Genomic DNA, 16,557 nt, shown 5'->3' with positions numbered 1-16,557 from the left:
CACGGTGATGCATTCCGAGAGCTGGAGGCGCTTTCGGAATGGCATTTGGGAGGATGTGAATGGCTTATTTTCTGACCGCCGATGGAGGAACGGAAAGTATCCGCGCGCGGGTCTATGATCTTTCAGGCACGTGTCTGGCGAGTGCCGCTGTGCCTTATGAAACGAAATTTTCAAGTGGAGCGCGGGCGGAACAGAACCCTGAAGACTGGTGGTCGTCCTTCGTTCTGGCTGCGCGCAAAGCAATATCAGATTCCGCGATCAATCCGGCGTCAATCGAGGCAATCACACTGGCTACAACAAGTTGCACAGTGGTCGCGCTTGATGCAGATGGTAAGCCTCTGCGCCCATCAATCATCTGGATGGATGTGCGCGCGAGTGCTGAAGCTGAAGCCGTACTCGCAACCGGTGATGAAGCGCTTCTGGCGAATGGCGGCGGGCAGGGACCTGTTTCAGCGGAATGGATGATCCCGAAGGCGCTGTGGATCGCGCGCAACGAGCCGGAGATATTCGAGAAAGCAGAAACCATCTGCGAATATCAGGATTTCATGACGCTGCGACTGACAGGAGAGAAGGCTGCCAGCCTCAATAATGTTTCGTTGCGCTGGCATTATTCGACAGATCGCGGCGGATTTCCAAAGACGCTGCTGGAGACACTTGGCCTTCAAGAGCTGTTGCAGAAATGGCCGTCACGGGTGGTCGCGCCCGGTGAAGTGATTGCTAATCTGAGTGCAGGCGCTGCATCTGAACTCGGTCTTTCGCAGAAGGTGAAAGTCGTACAGGGCGGTGCCGACGCGCTGATTGGTATGATCGGTCTTGGCGTTGCCAAGCCGGGACAGCTTGCCTTGATAACCGGCTCATCTCATTTGCAGTTCGGCGTTTCAGACAAGCCGCTTCATGCGCCCGGTATATGGGGCAGTTATCCTGATATGGTCTATCCTAAACGTTATATCATTGAAGGTGGCCAGACATCGACGGGTTCAGTTATTGCCTGGCTGGGTCGCATGATGAACGGCACCATGGATATGGAAGAACTGAACCGCAAGGCCGCCACTCTTGAGCCGGGTGCAGATGGGCTTCTGGTGCAAGACCATTTTCAGGGCAATCGCACACCCTATACCGATGCCTTGTCACGTGGGGCAATTGTCGGTCTGACACTTGCGCACGAGCCACACCATGTTTTCCGGGCTATCATGGAAGGCATCAGTTTCGGTACACGTGCCATCCTTGATGCCATGGCAGATGCTGGTTATCGCGGGCAGGAAATCACTGTTGGCGGTGGGGCAAGTGCGTCACCCCTTTGGCTGCAAATCCATGCCGACACGGCTGGATTACCAGTTTGTGTGCCAGAGTCACGCGATGCGCCTTCGGTTGGTGCCGCTGTTTTGGCGGCTCACGGTGCGGGCCATTTTGCCAGCATTGATGACGGCATCGCAGCCATGGTCAAGCCGGGCACCCGCATTGAACCACGTCCGCGTGAGACGGCGATCTATAACGAGATTTATCAACAGTATCGCGCGCTCTACCCGGCTTTAAAATCGGTTCGTGGCAGTTGAGTAAGATATTCGGGAGAAGAGAATGCTCAAGGATTTTCAGCTGACGGGTAAAAGTGCTGTCATTACCGGCGGTGCGAAAGGTATTGGACGCGCTATCGCCGAACTTTTCGTCGAGGCCGGTGCGAATGTTATCATTACCGACCGCGATGAGGCTGCAGGCACGGCGACTGTTGCCGAACTCAACGCACTACGAGCCGCGTCAGCGCGATTATATGTGCTCGATGTAACAGACAAGAATGCTGCTGAACGGGTGGCGGAGGCAGTTGCCAACGAGATTGGTGTGCCGGATATTCTGGTCAACAATGCCGGTATTGTCAGAAATGCCGCCGCCAGCGATGTCACAGAAGATGACTGGCGGGCGGTGATCGACGTCAATCTCAATGGCGTTTTCTACTGCGCGCAAGCATTTGGCAAACGTATGGCTGCGGCTGGTCGGGGTGCTATTGTCAATATCTCATCCATGTGCGGTGAGATTGTCGTCTATCCTCAACCGCAGGTGGCCTACAATGCCGCAAAAGCGGGCGTTAATCTGATTACCCGGTCGCTGGCTGTTGAATGGGCAAAGCAAGGCGTGCGCGTAAATGCGGTGGCTCCCGGCTACACCGCAACAGAATTGACGCTTGCAGGCCGCAGCAACGAGGTATGGTTTTCGACATGGCTCGCCATGACGCCGCAGGGACGGCTCGGTGAACCGCGTGAGATCGCCAATGCAGTTTTGTTTCTCGCGTCGGACGCGGCAAGCTTTGTGACGGGCACAGTGCTGACCGTCGATGGCGGCTATACCGCCCTTTGATTTCTGGAGGATGAAATGACCGAACAGGCAAAAATAGCTCTCGTCACAGGTGCCAGCCGTGGAATAGGGCGTGCCATCGCTGTTGGTATGGCTAAGCGCGGTTTTGATGTAGCCATCAACGATATCGAACGCCAGAAAGACGCGTTGGAAGAGGTTGCGGCGGAAATCGAAGCAGCCGGTCGTCGTGTATTGAGCGTTTATGCAGATGTCAGCCGCAAGGCCGATGTTGAGGCCATGGTACTGAAGACCATCGACACGTTTGGCCGTATCGATGCTGTGGTCAACAATGCGGGTATCCTGATTGCCAGCGACGTTGAGCATCTCAAGGAAGAACATTGGGACAGCGTTCTTGATGTGAATGCCAAGGGCACATTTCTGGTGGTTCAGGCAGTTTTGCCTCATATGAAAAAGCAGAAGTACGGTCGTATTGTGAATATTGCCTCCATCGGCGGCAAGCATGGCGCGCCGGAACAGGCGCATTATTCAGCCTCAAAAGCCGCGGTCATGGGGTTCACGCGTGTCTTGGCGCAGGAAGTGGGAACCTTCGGCATTACCGCCAACTGCGTCTGCCCCGGTATCATTCTGACTGACATGGGTCGCGTCAATCTTGAGGACGTCGCAATACGTGAAGCATGGCAGGAGAAGACGGCCATGCGACGCATTGGTGACCCCGAAGATGTGGTTGGTCCGGTCGCATTCCTTGCATCTGATGACGCAGCCTTCGTGACCGGCCAGAGTCTCAATGTCGATGGCGGTATCGTATTGAGCTGAACATAGTAGTTTTACAACCACGACAAAGCGGCCCGCAGTGATACTGGCGGGCCGCTTTTATTTGTGATGTGTGTCACAAAACATCGAATAATCTCTGCTGTCTCGCATTAGCCACTTCAAATCTCGTTCACCGCGAGATAAATTGTCATGGGGTGCACTCCTGTTAAATTAGGACAATCGATGTCTTGTAATGATCTTGTAACCTTCGATGTGTGGCAACCTGCGCTGGAGATGCGCAAAGGAACCACAAAACATCGGCTTCTGACCGAAAAGATCGTTGAGGATATCGAGAAGGGTGTTCTTAAACCCGAGACGCGGATGCCAACGCATCGTGATCTCGCACACAAACTGGGGCTATCCGTGCAGACGGTGAGTATCAGTTATAAGGAAGCGGAGCGGCGTGGTTATTTGCGCGGAGAGGTGGGGCGCGGTACCTATGTATGCAATCGCGTGACCGAACGCGCAGATCGTTTCATGCTCGATCGTGATCCCAGTGGTATCGCTGATCTTTCCATTATCCGCGCAGTTTACATGGGCGCGCATGAGAGTGCATCGCGGCGACTGTTTGAGGAAATGAGCCAGTCGGACAATGCGAGCTTCATGCGTCCGTGTCGTCCGATTGCAGGGCTGGATCGTCACCGCAATATCGCGCGTGACTGGTTGCGCGGTTTGTCAGTGGATGTCGATCCGGGTCGGATCATCATCACAAATGGCGCAGCACACGGGCTGTTTCTCGCAGTCGCAGCGGTTGTGCAACCGGGCGAAGTGGTGCTGACGGAAAGCCTGACCGACCATGGTATCATCGGCCTTGCCAATGTGCTTGGTTTCACGCTGCGCGCGCTACCGACGGATAGAGAAGGCATATTGCCTGATGCATTTGAAACGGCGTGTAAGGCAGGAGATATAAGGGCGCTTGTCCTCATCCCGACGCTTGGCAATCCGACCAGTCATCTGATGGGTGCTGCAAGGCGTATTGCAGTCGCAGACATTGCACGGCGATATGGCGTTTGTGTCATTGAAGATGAAGTTTATAAGTCGATCCTCGAAGAGCCTCTGCCGTCAATGCCGGAATTGCTACCGGAGTTGGGCTTCTTTGTAACCAGCTTCACCAAAACCGTTATGACGGGTTTGCGTACAGGCTATCTCGTTGTGCCAGCGCATTATTCCATTCGAGTGACGTCGATCTTACGGGTGACGAGCTGGAGTGGCGTTAATCTTGTTGCAGAGATGGCCAGTCGCTGGATCGAAGATGGAACGGTTGCTGAACTTCTGGATATTCAACGTGACGAATTGCGCTCAAGGCAGACATTGGTTGCTGACATTCTGGGGCCTCACATTGCAGGCAGCAATCCGCTGTCACTTTGTGCCTGGTTGAAAATACCGCGTAATTGGTCTGAGGATGGTCTGGTCCGCGCGCTGGCAAGCAAGGGTGTTGCTGTCACACCTTCTGATCCGTTTGTGGCGGGTGGTGAGCGGGGGGATGGCGGTATTCGCATCTGCCTCGGCGGAAGACTTTCGCAATCCGCCTTGCAGACAGCACTTGAGACTATTCGCGAAACCTTCGCGCAGCTGCCGCCTGTCTATGACGTCAGTTCTATAGCCTGAGCGCTATAGAACTGATTGCAGAAACTCTTTCGTCCGATCTTCGGTCGGCGACTGGAATATTTGTTCCGGCGTGCCCTGTTCGCAGATGCGTCCCTTGTCGAAGAAACAGACACGATCAGAGACTTCACGTGCAAAGCGCATCTCATGGGTTACGAGCAGCATGGTCAGATCATGTTCCTGTGCGAGACTACGAATGACCGCAAGAACTTCGCCGACAAGCTGCGGATCAAGTGCTGACGTCGGTTCATCAAAGAGCAGAACACGCGGACGCATAGCCAAAGAACGCGCAATTGCAACGCGCTGCTGTTGACCGCCCGAAAGTTGTGAGGGGAAATGATCCTTCTTGTCTGTCAGACCAACAAGAGAGAGAAGATCGAGTGCGCGTGCCTCGGCTTCGTCCCGCTTCAGCCCAAGAACATGAACAGGCGCTTCGATGATGTTGCGCAATACAGACATGTGCGGAAACAGATTGAAGCTTTGGAACACCATGCCGACATGCGATCTGATTTTACGTAAATGGGCTTCGCTTGCCTGAAACGGTCCCTTGCCATTCGGCTCATGATAGGACGTTCCGGCAAGCTCCAGCGTGCCTTCCTGAAATGGTTCCAGCGTCATGAGAATGCGAAGCACTGTAGACTTGCCTGATCCTGATGGGCCGATCAGCGTCACTTTCTCACCCGTCTTGACCGAGAAATTGAATTGATCCAGCACAGTCAGTGCGCCGAAGCGCTTGGTTACGTCCTGAAAGCGGATAATTTCCTGGGTCATTTGAGAGCGATCCCGTTCTTTGGAAGTGTGCGTTCGAGCAGTCGGATGCCTGCCGAGCAGATAAGTGTCAGGATGAGGAAGATCAGGCCGACCATCGAGAGTGGCACGAGATATTCAAAGGTACGATCGCCGATCAGATTGGCAAGGTTGAGCATGTCGACGATGCTGACGACAGACAGAACAGGCGTCTCCTTGAGCATAGACACAAGATAGTTGCCCATGGCCGGTGTGATACGCGGCACAGCCTGAGGAATGACGATGTCGCGATAGGTGCGCCAGGGCGTGAGGTTCAACGCGCGTGCAGCCTCCCACTGTCCACGCGGTATGGCCTCGATGCCCCCACGATAGACTTCCGATGTATAGGCCGAATATTGCAGGCCGAGAGCCAACGCGCCGGTCAGGAATGCGGGCAATACGATGCCGTAGACGGGAAGCACGTAATAGAGGAAAAACAGCTGAACCAGCAGCGGCGTATCGCGCAAAAATTCCACAACAACAACTGTTGGCCACGAAATGATCTTGTAAGGGCTTCGACGCAAAAGGGCGAAGACAAGACCAAGTACCAGCGCAATCGCGAAACCTGTGGCTGCTGCCTTGAGGGTTACGGTGAGGCCGATCCCCAGAATTGGCAGAATGGAAATCGCAAAGGATAGCGTGGACGAGGTGTCCCAGGCATAACCATAAATCATGCGAAACCTCCTGCCATTGTCTGGCGCTTCAGTCGCCGCTCAAGCCAGCGGATGGCGGAGGCGAGCACCAGGGCCATTGCGAAATAGCCGAGTAGTGTCAGCGAATAGATCGTCACATTGTCGAGCGTCAGATTGCGCAAACGCTGGGCCTGAAAAGTCAAATCGCTGATCGCGATAAGCGAGGCGAGTGCTGTATCTTTCAGATTATGAATGGCCAGATTGCCGAAAGCCGGCATCATCTCGACAATCGCCTGCGGCAGAATGACATGAAACAATGTATGGCCTTTGCTGAAGTTGAGGGCTCTGGCGGCTTCGTGCTGTGCCTCTGGAACAGACTTCAGTGCGCCGCGCACCACCTCCGCACCATAGGCACCAATATTAAGGCCGAGCCCCATGATGCCGGTCGTGAGCGGATCGAACGAAATGCCGATCAGTGGCAGGGCGTAATAAAGCCAGAACAATTGCACGAGCAGCGAGGTGCCACGGAATATCTCGATATAAACCACCGCAATCGTTGATAATATCTGCCCACCTGCAAAACGGGCGATGCCAGCAGCGAATGCCAGCAGGGTGCCGATAGCCAACGAACTCAGTGCAAGAACGACGGTGATTTGTGCGCCTTTGAAAAGGGCAGGAAGATACTCCGTCCAGTGCATATGGTCTTCTCCCGATAGAGATGAGACAGGGCCCGCCGAGCCATTCATCATGGTTCGGCGGGCGAAAATGGTGTTACTTTGCGTTGCAGAGGCTCGCCGTATCAACTGTACGTGCCGCTTTGACACTCTCTTCGCTCAACCCGTATGTCATCAGGATTTTGGCGTAGTCATCGGTTTTCTTGAATTCGATGAGTTCCTTGTTAAAGGCCTCAAAGAAGTCCTTATCTTCGGGACGGAAGCTGAAAGCGCCGAAACTGCGTGCAGCTTTGCCATCCACAACCGGATCGACAAACGGATGCGCCTGCTCCAGTTCCGGGGAATTCGCAACAAGGTTAGCCACCGTCAATTCGGTTGCCGCATAAGCATCGGCACGACCGGCCTGTACTGTGGATGGCGCGTCAGCATTGCCCTGAATCATGATGATTTGTGACTCATCAATACCCATGCCATGCAGGAAGTCGATCTGATCTGCGCCCGAAACAATCGCAATTTTCAGAGACGGATCTTTCTTGATGTCTTCATAGGAATGGATTTTCTTTGGGTTGCCTTTGGGCACCAGAAGACCTTCACCATAGCTGGAATTGGCAACAGTGAACTGCACCTGCTTGCAGCGATCCGGCAGAATGTTCTGCTCGGCGGCGACAAACTCAAAGCGCTTGGCCTTCAATCCGGGAATGAGCGAGCCGAATGGTGTGACGGTCCAGTCAACTTCCTCAATTCCGAGCTTTTTAAAGATTGCTGCAGCAACATCCGGGCCAATGCCTTTGGCGGCACCGCTTGCGTCCATGTAACCGTAAGGCACTTCGTTGGCGGTTGCTCCACGTACAAAACCAGCGCTTTTCAGGTCGTCAATCGTGACGGCTTGTGATGGGATGGTAAGGGCTACGAATGCCACTGCGGAAAGCAGGGCAGAGATGGTATGAAGTTTGATGCGCATGGTGTTCACTCCTCTTTATGGATGCCGGTTGTTTGGATGTCCGGCTTTTCAGTTGGTCTATATGAACTGGTTTTAAGACGAGGTTGGTTCCTCACTGATTGTTGCGATCACTGAAAGGCAATCGCCCATCTTGATCAGACCCGGAAAATGACGAGCGGCAAGAATGCCGTCGAGAGCAGCGCGATATTCCTGCGGTGCGCCACCGGTACGGGTAACAGAATGAACGCGGGCGATAACATCGCCCTTGCGCACCTCTGCACCAAGATCGACAAGTGGTTCCAGAAGCCCTTCTGTATCTGCGAAGCCGAAGCATTCCTGCGACGGCATATCGAGCCATATGGTGGGAGACAGTTCGACTTCACCTTTCAGAATGCCTGCATGACGCAAAAGGTTGCGAATTCCGCGTTTGGCGATTGTTGCTGTGCGCGCCGAGATCGTGCCGCCGCCGGAAAGCTCTGTCGTCACAAAGACTTTGCCTGCTTCTTCTGCAGTTGTATCGTACATGCCTACAGCATCGATCTCGATCATCCGCATCGAAAAGGGTGCGGAGAATGCTTTGACGGCAGCGAAGCAATGCGCCTCCTGAGCCGTATCGGGCAGGGCATGGGCAGCCGCATAGGGTAGGAAATCAAGTGTGCGACCGCCTGAGTGAAAGTCCATGACGATATCGGCTGTGGGCAGCAGATAGCGCGTAAAATAATCGGCGATCTTTTCCGTAACCGTTCCATCCGGGCGTCCGGGAAAGCTGCGGTTGAGATTACCTTTGTCTATCGGTGATGTGCGTGTTCCGGCCATGAAGGCTGGAAAGTTCATAGCAGGCACAATGATAACGCGCCCATTGATCTCAGCCGGTTTCAGATTGGCGGCGAGATCGTAGAGTGCAACCGGCCCTTCATATTCATCACCGTGATTGCCGCCCGTTAGAAGGGCTGTGGGGCCGTCGCCATTGCGAATGACGCAAATGGGCAACATGAGCGAACCCCACGCGGAATCGTCTCGTGACCAGGGTAGCCGCAAGTGGCCGTGCTGCACGCCATCGCGATTAAGATCGACGGTCGCCGTGATCGGAGAAGGACGGAAAGGCGGCGAAGTATGCATCATCGCGACACCTTAATCCTTGACCAGAAGCTTGCGTGGCACATTCGACAAGCACTCGACACCTGTTTCGGTAATGACGATACTCTCGGTGATTTCCAGCCCCATGGTTTCAAGCCAAAGGCCCGTCATGAAATGGAAGGTCATGCCCGGTTGCAGTTCTGTGCGATCACCCGGACGAAGGCTCATGGTGCGTTCGCCCCAATCCGGCGGATAGGACAGACCGATCGAATAACCGGTACGGTTATCTTTGATGATGCCGTATTTCTTCAAGACCGCAAAAAAGCCATTGGCGATATCTTCGCAGGTATTGCCGGGACGAGCCGCCGCCAGACCGGCCTCCATGCCCTCTAGCGTCGCCTTTTCAGCATCAAGGAAAGCCTGTGTTGGCTTGCCGAGAAAGACTGTGCGCGAAAGCGGGCAATGATAGCGCTTGTAGCAACCGGCAATCTCGAAGAACGTGCCTTCGCCGGTTTTCATGGGCAGATCGTTCCATGTAAGATGCGGTGCGGATGCATCCGGGCCAGATGGCAGCAAGGGTACGATTGCCGGATAATCGCCACCAAAACCATCGACGCCACGAGTGCCTGCGTCATAAATCTCCGCCACGAGATCGCATTTGCGCATACCCGGTTCGATCTTTTCAGCGATGCGTTGGTGCATGGCTTCGACGATGCGGCCAGCCTTGCGCATATAGTCGATTTCGGTCGCACTTTTGATTGCACGTTGCCAGTTGACGAGGCCCTGCGCATCTTTGAACCGGGCATTTGGGAGGTGCTTCTGCAAGGCGTGATGTGCAGCAGCCGTATACCAGTAATTATCGAACTCGACGGCTATCGTCTTGTTGCCCCAACCCTTTTCCTCAAGGATCGAAGCCAGAAGATCCATCGGATGACGTTCCAGCGATTGGACGTAATGATCCGGATAGCCGATAATATTGTCGTGTGAGATCCAAGCCGTGCGCTTTGCGCCATTGCCATCCTGACCGCGACCGTACCAGATCGGTTCGCCGTCCATCGCCAGCACCACGCATTGGTGGACATAGAAGGACCAGCCGTCATAACCGGTGAGCCAGTGCATGTTCGATGGGTCGGTGACGATGATAAGATCGACACCTGCCTTCTCCATTGCACGGCGGGTTTTTGCAACGCGCTGGTCGTATTCCGCGCGGGTGAAGTTGAGTTCCGCACTCATCGGCTGGCTCCTGCTTTTTTGTTTGAATCGATTTTGGCGCCCGCGTCGTGAGCGCTTGCACGCTGTGTTGCGAGACGGGCAATGGCTGTGTCCTGAATACCTGTTCCGGTCAGATCGCAGACCGTGATGGCGTCGGGCTCACGGTGAAACGTTTCGGCTTCAAGAATAATCTGGCCGAGTTCCGGGAAGGTTGCATCCGATGCGACAGTCCCTGCGGTGATTGCATGATGCAATTCGCCGAGCCTGCGTGTCTGTTTCAGACTATCCGCGACATAGATGATCGGGCGTTTGAAGATTGACGGATCAAGCTCGTTCTTGTGTTCTGCATCAGAGCCCATGGCGGTGATATGTTGGCCGGGTTCCAGCCATTCAGCCTTGAGGAGCGGCGTTTCTGAAGGGGTCGTCGTGACAATGATATCCGCATCGCGGCAGGCCTCGCGCGCATCGGCCATGGCTTTGACTGGAATGCCAAGCGCATCGGTGATGTCTTTGGCCGTCTGCTCTGCTTTCAGATGATCGCGAGCCCAAATACGCGCTTCCTTAATCGGGCGAACAAGCGTGAGCGCTTGCAATTGCAGCCTGGCTTGCATGCCTGCACCAAAGATAGTGGCTATATTTGCGTCGGCACGCGACAGATATTTTGCGGCTACTGCGCCAGCCGCAGCTGTACGCACGTCGGTCAGATATCCATTGTCCAACAGCAGCGCTTCGATCAGTCCGGTCTTGGCTGAAAACTGGATCATCAGCCCATTGGTAGATGGCAGGCCGATGGAAGGATTATTGAAAAAGCCGGGGCTGATTTTGATAGCAAAGCTGTCCAGTCCGGGAATGTAGGCGGTTTTCACATCGACTTCGCCGCGTTCGGTCGGAATATCGAGGCGCAGGATGGGGGGCATACTAACACCTCCGCTTGCGAGCGCACGAAAAGCGTCCTCCACACAAGTCACACTTTCAAGATCCAGCGATATAATCTGACGCAAATCAGTTTCGGTGAGAATTCGCATTTCGGCCATCAGCCAGCCCTCCGATAGCTATCTTCCATGATTGCGCGATGCTGTTCGGGATCAATATTTCCGCCCGAAATAATGATCGCGATTGGACTGGAAGCTTTGATTTTTCCGGCAAGCAAGGCGGCAATGCCGACAGCCGCAGCTCCTTCAATGGTCTCGCCTTCCTGCAACGCTGCATGGCGGATGCCTGCGGCAATCTCTTCCTCGTCGAGCAGGATCACATCATCAAGCAGGGCGCGACACATGGTGAAGGTCCAGCGGTTGTCGAGACCAATTCCGCCGCCAAGAGAATCCGCCAGCGTATCCAGTTCCTCAACATTGACCGGCTTACCCGCTTCAAGGCTCGCCTGCATGGCAGCACCGCGTTGCATTGAAATTCCAATTACCCGCACTTGCGGGCGTTTTGCTTTCACGGCAGCAGCCACTCCGGCGGCAAGTCCTCCGCCCGAAAGTGGAATAAGCACTGTGTCCAGCTCGGGGAGGTCTTCTATAATTTCCAGCCCTATGGTTCCCTGACCAGCGATAATGCGGGGATCATCAAAGGGCGGGATGGCATTCATGTCTTCATCACGCGCAAGACGCACGACTTCTTCCATCGCATCGTCCTGAGATTTACCGATGACGCGCACATCAGCGCCCAGCTCGCGGATAGCTTCGACCTTGTTGCGCGGCACGAGCGATGAAAGACAGATTGTGGCCGTCAATCCCAGTGTAGATGCAGTATGCGCTAATGCGCGTCCGTGATTGCCGGTGGAGGCGGTGACAAGTCCGCGCTTACGTTCGCTCTCAGACAGGCTGAGAACTGCATTTGTTGCACCGCGCAGTTTGAAGCTGCCTGTTGGCTGACGGTTTTCAAGTTTGAGAAAAACCGGTACGCCTGAGTGTTTGCTGAGGCTTTCGGAGCGGATCAGCGGCGTTCGTTTGACGTGGCCGTTCAGCCTGTCTTGTGCTTGCTCTATTTCGTTGAGATTGATCATTTGCGACACATTTCCCGACATTCACACCACCGTTCCAGGCGGTGTTGAAATGGGGAGAGCTGCACTGAACAAAGCGCTTCTTCGCATCAGACAAGCAAATTGAGGGCGCAATAAAGCACCATATGCGAAACCGTCAGGTCGCATTCTCGTTCCCCATATATTTGATTTTTGTTCTTGCCTATATGTGTGAAAGACCAATTACATCGTGTCAATGATTATATTGGATCATTACAATATTGATCGAAGCCGACTTTTTATTGGCGTGGTCTTGCCTGCGATATGCGACCATGCCAATGAGAATGGCCTTGAAATGCAAATGCTCACTTATATTGGACCGATATAATGAAATCCGCCATCAAGCTTGATGCTGTCGATCTTCGCATTCTGGAAGCGGTGCAACAGAACGCGCGGATCACCAAGCTTGCACTTGCCGAGCAGGTGGGATTGTCACCGACCCCGTGCTGGCTGCGGCTGCGCAAGCTGGAAGAGGCGGGCGTTGTTACGGGCTATCATGCGCGAATTGCCTATCGCAAAATTGCTCCTATCGCGCATGTGATGGTGCAGATAACGCTTGGCAATCACCGCCAGAGCGATTTCGACCGCTTCGAGCGCGCGATTGCAGTCATTCCCGAGATTGTCTCGTGCTGGTCGGTTGGCGGGGGCATAGATTATTTTCTGATGATAATGGCCCGCGATATTGACGGCTATCAGCGTCTTATTGATCGGTTGTTGGATCAGAATATCGGCATCGAGCGCTATTTCACTTACATCGTGACCAAGCTTGTCAAAGATGAGAAGACCGGTGTGCCGCTGTCACTGCTGTCCGACATTGTTGAATAGTCCAAACGAGCTGTTTGACTAGCAAGTTTAGTCCAATTCCTCTGTTCGCTGTCACGCCTTTGGTCCGAATGCAATCTCATCCTGTGAGATGTTTCTTCCAGAATTGGGAGAAGCACAATGAATGCCGTTTTGGATCATCCGATACAACATGACGGGCTTAGCAGGCTTCGGGACAAACATCTTTTTCGCGAGCTCGCTTATATCGACGGGCGCTGGGTTGCGGGAGAACAGGCTGAGACTTTTGCCGTTCTCGACCCGGCAACCGGGCAACGGCTGGCGCGCGTCGCAAGCCTGAGTGACGCACAAACAATACTGGCCATCAATGCCGCAGAAAAGGCCTTTCCTCAATGGCGCAATAAGCTGCCACAGGAACGGGCTGCGATTTTGCGTCGTTGGTATGAGCTCATTCTGGCAAACCGCGAAGATCTGGCATTGCTGATGACGCTTGAGCAGGGCAAGCCGCTGGATGAATCGCGTGGTGAAATCGATTATGGCGCGGCTTTCATCGAATGGTTTGCAGAAGAAGGTAAGCGCCTTAACGGTGAAACCATCGCAAGCCATCTGCCCAACGCGGAAATGCTGGTGCGGCGCGAAGCACTGGGCGTTGTGGGTCTTGTGACACCCTGGAATTTTCCAAACGCCATGATCACCCGAAAGGCGGCGGCGGCAATAGCCGCAGGCTGTCCAGTTGTCGTGCACCCATCGTCGGAAACACCACTTTCAGCGCTCGCATTGGCCGAGCTTGCAGAACGTGCCGGACTTCCGTCCGGTATTTTCAATGTCGTGACTGGCAAGGCCGCTCCAATCGTCGATGTGCTATGCCGCGATGACCGCGTGCGGGCATTGAGCTTCACGGGCTCCACTGAAATTGGAAAGCTGATTGCCACCAAATGTGCAGCAACTGTCAAACGGCTTGTGATGGAGCTTGGCGGGCACGCGCCTCTGATCATTTTCAATGATGCCGATGTCGGCCGTGCGGTTGATGTGGCCATGGCCGCGAAGTTTGCAACTTCGGGACAGGATTGTCTTGCTGCCAACCGTATCTTTGTTCAGCGCGATATTCTTCCGGCTTTCACGAAAGCTTTTGCAGCGCGTATATGCAGCTTGAAAACAGGTAATGGCCTTGATGCGGATGTCGAAATCGGACCGATGATGCATAGTCGTGCGGTTGATAAAATCGAGGAACAGGTTCGCGATGCGGAACAACGCGGCGCCAACATCGAAGTGGGCGGCAAGCGGATTGGTGACCATACGCTATTCTTCGAGCCTACATTGCTGACCAATGTGTCTGACGACGCGACGATCATGCACGAAGAGACATTTGGTCCAGTCGCTGCAATCTCGGTCTTTGATGACGAAGAAGAAGTCATCATCCGCGCCAATGCTACGCAATATGGCCTCGTCGCGTATGTGGTGACATCGAACGGTGCGCGGCAGCTGCGAATGGGGCGCGCGCTGGAATACGGAATGGTGGCCATCAATCGCGCAAAAATAACCGGTGCGCCGATCCCTTTTGGTGGCTGGAAACAATCCGGGCTTGGCCGAGAAGGCTCACATCAGGGCATCGAAGCCTTCACCGAACTCAAATATCTCTGCATTGATACTGCTGCGTGAAAGCGTAGCGACAGGAAAGGAACATAACCATGTTGAACACTAGCAACGAACTCACCGCCTGGGATCGCGATCATTTCTTTCATCCGTCCACGCATATGGGAATGCATGCACGTGGTGAAACGCCAACGCGCGTGATTGAAGGCGGCGAGGGTGTTTATATTGCCGATGTGAACGGTCGCAAGAGTCTGGATGCTTTCGCTGGCCTTTATTGCGTCAATGTTGGTTATGGCCGTACAGAAATAGCTGATGCGATTGCCGAACAGGCACGCAAGCTTGCCTATTATCACGCCTATGTCGGCCACGGCACCGAAGTATCGATTACGCTCGCCAAGATGATCATTGATCGCGCACCTGAACATATGAGCCGCGTATATTTCGGCCTTTCGGGTTCTGATGCCAATGAAACCAACATCAAGCTGATCTGGTACTACAATAATATTCTTGGCCGCCCGGAAAAGAAGAAGATCATTTCGCGCTGGCGCGGCTATCATGGCTCCGGCGTCATGACGGGAAGCATGACCGGTCTTGCAACATTCCATAACGCGTTTGATCTGCCTCGTGCGCCGATACTGCACACGGAATCTCCTTATTATTTCCGTCGTGCGGATCGCTCGATGAGCGAAGAGCAGTTTGCGCAACATTGTGCGGACAAGCTCGAAGAAATGATCCTCGCTGAGGGGCCGGATACAATTGCTGCGTTTATTGGTGAGCCGGTTCTTGGTACGGGCGGTATCGTGCCACCGCCTGCGGGTTACTGGCAGAAAATTCAGGCGGTTCTTGACCGTTATGACATTCTGCTGGTCGCTGATGAAGTGGTCACCGGCTTTGGACGTCTTGGCACTATGTTCGGCTCAGATCATTATGGAATGAGGCCTGATCTGATCACCATCGCCAAGGGGCTGACATCGGCCTACGCACCGCTTTCCGGTTCGATCGTTTCTGACCGCATGTGGCAGGTGCTGGTACAGGGTTCCGATCAGATGGGGCCGATCGGTCACGGTTGGACTTATTCGGCGCATCCGATTTGTGCCGCGGCTGGCGTTGCCAATCTCAAGCTCATCGATGAAATGAACCTCGTGGAAAATGCGGGTTCGACCGGCGCTTATTTCCGCAAGGCGTTGCAAGATGCCGTTGGCGGTCATAAGCACGTTGGTGAAGTGCGCGGTGAAGGGTTGATGGCTGCTATCGAGTTTGTTGAAGATCGTGACGACCGCAAGTTTTTCGATCCATCGTTGAAAATTGGCCCGCAGGTTTCTACAGCACTTCTTGCCAACGGCGTTATCGCTCGCGCCATGCCTGAAGGCGATATTCTCGGATTTGCACCACCTCTGTGTCTGACACGCGAAGAGGCCGATAAAATTGTCGATGCCACCCGAAAGGCAATTGCGACTGTATTTGCTTAATCTGATCTTTTAGGCCCGCAATGCTTGCCTTCACCATCTTACCGGGTGGTGAAGGCTTTCTTTTAAGGTTCAGAATTGTTGATTCATTGAACCTGTATGTCGATTGGTCCTAAAGCTATTGCTGATTTAAGGAAACACACCAGAAACTACTCGCTGATTTGAATATATTTCGGGGCGGCGAGGAATGATTGATTTTGATTCAGGACAAGGCAAAGCTTATGTCCTTACTCGATACCATCGCGGACAGACAGGTTCTGTCGAGCAGATAAGCCTCAATATTCAAATCCGAAGACAATTGCTCAGAGCATCGACAGCGATGTCTTGCGTTCTTGCTGCTGTCGCAACCATGGCTACTTTGTCAGGCCTTGTTGTATTGTCTACCGCTCCTGTTCTGGCGCAGCAGGTGTCAGGTCATGGCGGGTCTGGCGGGCAACATGCAATCAGTCGCCCTCGGGCGGGGGGCGCCGGTGCCGCTGCCATCTCCTATTCAGGCGGTGGTGGCGGTGGCGGTGGGGGTAAAAATTCGACCTCAGCCTCGGAGGGTACTGGGGGGCAAGGCGGCAGCGGTCCGCATGCTCGAGGTGGAGGATGGGGCGGCCGATCGAACCAGCCCGGTAATGACGGCACCAAAGGGGCCAATGGTGTCGCAAAG

At 54.2% G+C, this 16,557-nt stretch carries 15 protein-coding genes and 1 pseudogene; 8 read left to right on the top strand and 8 right to left on the bottom strand.

The annotated features are described in order from the left end of the window. Positions 1–59 precede the first annotated feature (59 nt). From CEV32_RS06740 to ehuR, 4 genes are all read left to right on the top strand, one after another. Entirely contained in the window at positions 60–1,553 is a 1,494-nt protein-coding gene (locus CEV32_RS06740) for an FGGY-family carbohydrate kinase (RefSeq protein ID WP_094575499.1), read from the top strand. A gap of 22 nt (positions 1,554–1,575) precedes the next feature. Next, the gene (locus CEV32_RS06735) at positions 1,576–2,346 is read left to right on the top strand and encodes an SDR family NAD(P)-dependent oxidoreductase (protein WP_094575497.1); all 771 of its coding nucleotides are present in this window, start codon (positions 1,576–1,578) and stop codon (positions 2,344–2,346) included. 15 nt (positions 2,347–2,361) lie between these two features. Continuing rightward, positions 2,362–3,117, top strand: a complete 756-nt coding sequence (locus CEV32_RS06730) for an SDR family NAD(P)-dependent oxidoreductase (RefSeq protein WP_094575495.1) — start codon at positions 2,362–2,364, stop codon at positions 3,115–3,117. A 180-nt stretch (positions 3,118–3,297) separates the two neighbouring features. Further along, positions 3,298–4,722, top strand: a complete 1,425-nt coding sequence (gene ehuR, locus CEV32_RS06725; protein ID WP_167382756.1) for a MocR-like ectoine utilization transcription factor EhuR — start codon at positions 3,298–3,300, stop codon at positions 4,720–4,722. 3 nt (positions 4,723–4,725) lie between these two features. On the opposite strand, the gene ehuA is transcribed toward ehuR, so the two are convergent. From ehuA to eutB, 8 genes are all read right to left on the bottom strand, one after another. After that, a complete protein-coding gene (ehuA, locus tag CEV32_RS06720) occupies positions 4,726–5,490 on the bottom strand; it encodes an ectoine/hydroxyectoine ABC transporter ATP-binding protein EhuA (RefSeq protein ID WP_094575493.1) in 765 nt (254 codons plus the stop codon). Then, positions 5,487–6,179 (bottom strand): ectoine/hydroxyectoine ABC transporter permease subunit EhuD, encoded by a 693-nt coding sequence (gene ehuD / locus CEV32_RS06715; protein WP_094575491.1) that lies wholly within the window; start codon positions 6,177–6,179, stop codon positions 5,487–5,489. The genes ehuA and ehuD overlap by 4 nt, the downstream gene beginning before the upstream one ends. Further along, a complete protein-coding gene (gene ehuC, locus CEV32_RS06710; protein ID WP_094575489.1) occupies positions 6,176–6,835 on the bottom strand; it encodes an ectoine/hydroxyectoine ABC transporter permease subunit EhuC in 660 nt (219 codons plus the stop codon). The genes ehuD and ehuC overlap by 4 nt, the downstream gene beginning before the upstream one ends. A 73-nt stretch (positions 6,836–6,908) precedes the next feature. Continuing rightward, positions 6,909–7,772 (bottom strand): ectoine/hydroxyectoine ABC transporter substrate-binding protein EhuB, encoded by an 864-nt coding sequence (gene ehuB / locus CEV32_RS06705; RefSeq protein ID WP_094575487.1) that lies wholly within the window; start codon positions 7,770–7,772, stop codon positions 6,909–6,911. A gap of 72 nt (positions 7,773–7,844) precedes the next feature. Further along, positions 7,845–8,873, bottom strand: coding sequence for a N(2)-acetyl-L-2,4-diaminobutanoate deacetylase DoeB (gene doeB / locus CEV32_RS06700; protein ID WP_094575485.1), 1,029 nt, complete (start codon positions 8,871–8,873; stop codon positions 7,845–7,847). A 9-nt stretch (positions 8,874–8,882) separates the two neighbouring features. Next, entirely contained in the window at positions 8,883–10,061 is a 1,179-nt protein-coding gene (gene doeA, locus CEV32_RS06695; protein ID WP_094575483.1) for an ectoine hydrolase DoeA, read from the bottom strand. Continuing rightward, positions 10,058–11,074: a cyclodeaminase gene (locus tag CEV32_RS06690; protein ID WP_094575481.1), complete on the bottom strand. Its 1,017-nt coding sequence runs from the start codon at positions 11,072–11,074 to the stop codon at positions 10,058–10,060. The genes doeA and CEV32_RS06690 overlap by 4 nt, the downstream gene beginning before the upstream one ends. Next, positions 11,074–12,048 (bottom strand): hydroxyectoine utilization dehydratase EutB, encoded by a 975-nt coding sequence (eutB, locus tag CEV32_RS06685; protein ID WP_094575479.1) that lies wholly within the window; start codon positions 12,046–12,048, stop codon positions 11,074–11,076. The genes CEV32_RS06690 and eutB overlap by 1 nt, the downstream gene beginning before the upstream one ends. A gap of 354 nt (positions 12,049–12,402) precedes the next feature. Between eutB and CEV32_RS06680 the strand changes: the two genes are divergently transcribed. The 4 genes and pseudogenes from CEV32_RS06680 to CEV32_RS23905 form a co-directional block, all read left to right on the top strand. Continuing rightward, a complete protein-coding gene (locus CEV32_RS06680; protein ID WP_208620813.1) occupies positions 12,403–12,888 on the top strand; it encodes an Lrp/AsnC family transcriptional regulator in 486 nt (161 codons plus the stop codon). Positions 12,889–13,005: 117 nt separating this feature from the next. Further along, positions 13,006–14,502: an NAD-dependent succinate-semialdehyde dehydrogenase gene (locus CEV32_RS06675; RefSeq protein WP_094575470.1), complete on the top strand. Its 1,497-nt coding sequence runs from the start codon at positions 13,006–13,008 to the stop codon at positions 14,500–14,502. Between the two features lie 29 nt (positions 14,503–14,531). Further along, entirely contained in the window at positions 14,532–15,905 is a 1,374-nt protein-coding gene (locus CEV32_RS06670; RefSeq protein ID WP_094575465.1) for an aspartate aminotransferase family protein, read from the top strand. A 184-nt stretch (positions 15,906–16,089) separates the two neighbouring features. Beyond that, positions 16,090–16,557: pseudogene (locus CEV32_RS23905) on the top strand (hypothetical protein); the annotation flags it as partial.

The organism is Brucella rhizosphaerae (genome assembly GCF_002252475.1).
GTDB classification, from domain to species: domain Bacteria; phylum Pseudomonadota; class Alphaproteobacteria; order Rhizobiales; family Rhizobiaceae; genus Brucella; species Brucella rhizosphaerae.
Note: the sequence above shows the minus strand (reverse complement) of the source record. Positions and strands in the feature narration are given on the sequence as shown.

What these genes read in the sequence shown, in the direction of transcription:
- CEV32_RS06740 (WP_094575499.1), top strand. Translation starts at nt 60, where the DNA reads ATGGCTTATTTTCTGACCGCCGATGGAGGAACGGAAAGTATCCGCGCG.
- CEV32_RS06735 (WP_094575497.1), top strand. Translation starts at nt 1,576, where the DNA reads ATGCTCAAGGATTTTCAGCTGACGGGTAAAAGTGCTGTCATTACCGGC.
- CEV32_RS06730 (WP_094575495.1), top strand. Translation starts at nt 2,362, where the DNA reads ATGACCGAACAGGCAAAAATAGCTCTCGTCACAGGTGCCAGCCGTGGA.
- ehuR (WP_167382756.1), top strand. Translation starts at nt 3,298, where the DNA reads ATGTCTTGTAATGATCTTGTAACCTTCGATGTGTGGCAACCTGCGCTG.
- ehuA (WP_094575493.1), bottom strand. Translation starts at nt 5,490, where the DNA reads ATGACCCAGGAAATTATCCGCTTTCAGGACGTAACCAAGCGCTTCGGC.
- ehuD (WP_094575491.1), bottom strand. Translation starts at nt 6,179, where the DNA reads ATGATTTATGGTTATGCCTGGGACACCTCGTCCACGCTATCCTTTGCG.
- ehuC (WP_094575489.1), bottom strand. Translation starts at nt 6,835, where the DNA reads ATGCACTGGACGGAGTATCTTCCTGCCCTTTTCAAAGGCGCACAAATC.
- ehuB (WP_094575487.1), bottom strand. Translation starts at nt 7,772, where the DNA reads ATGCGCATCAAACTTCATACCATCTCTGCCCTGCTTTCCGCAGTGGCA.
- doeB (WP_094575485.1), bottom strand. Translation starts at nt 8,873, where the DNA reads ATGATGCATACTTCGCCGCCTTTCCGTCCTTCTCCGATCACGGCGACC.
- doeA (WP_094575483.1), bottom strand. Translation starts at nt 10,061, where the DNA reads ATGAGTGCGGAACTCAACTTCACCCGCGCGGAATACGACCAGCGCGTT.
- CEV32_RS06690 (WP_094575481.1), bottom strand. Translation starts at nt 11,074, where the DNA reads ATGGCCGAAATGCGAATTCTCACCGAAACTGATTTGCGTCAGATTATA.
- eutB (WP_094575479.1), bottom strand. Translation starts at nt 12,048, where the DNA reads ATGATCAATCTCAACGAAATAGAGCAAGCACAAGACAGGCTGAACGGC.
- CEV32_RS06675 (WP_094575470.1), top strand. Translation starts at nt 13,006, where the DNA reads ATGAATGCCGTTTTGGATCATCCGATACAACATGACGGGCTTAGCAGG.
- CEV32_RS06670 (WP_094575465.1), top strand. Translation starts at nt 14,532, where the DNA reads ATGTTGAACACTAGCAACGAACTCACCGCCTGGGATCGCGATCATTTC.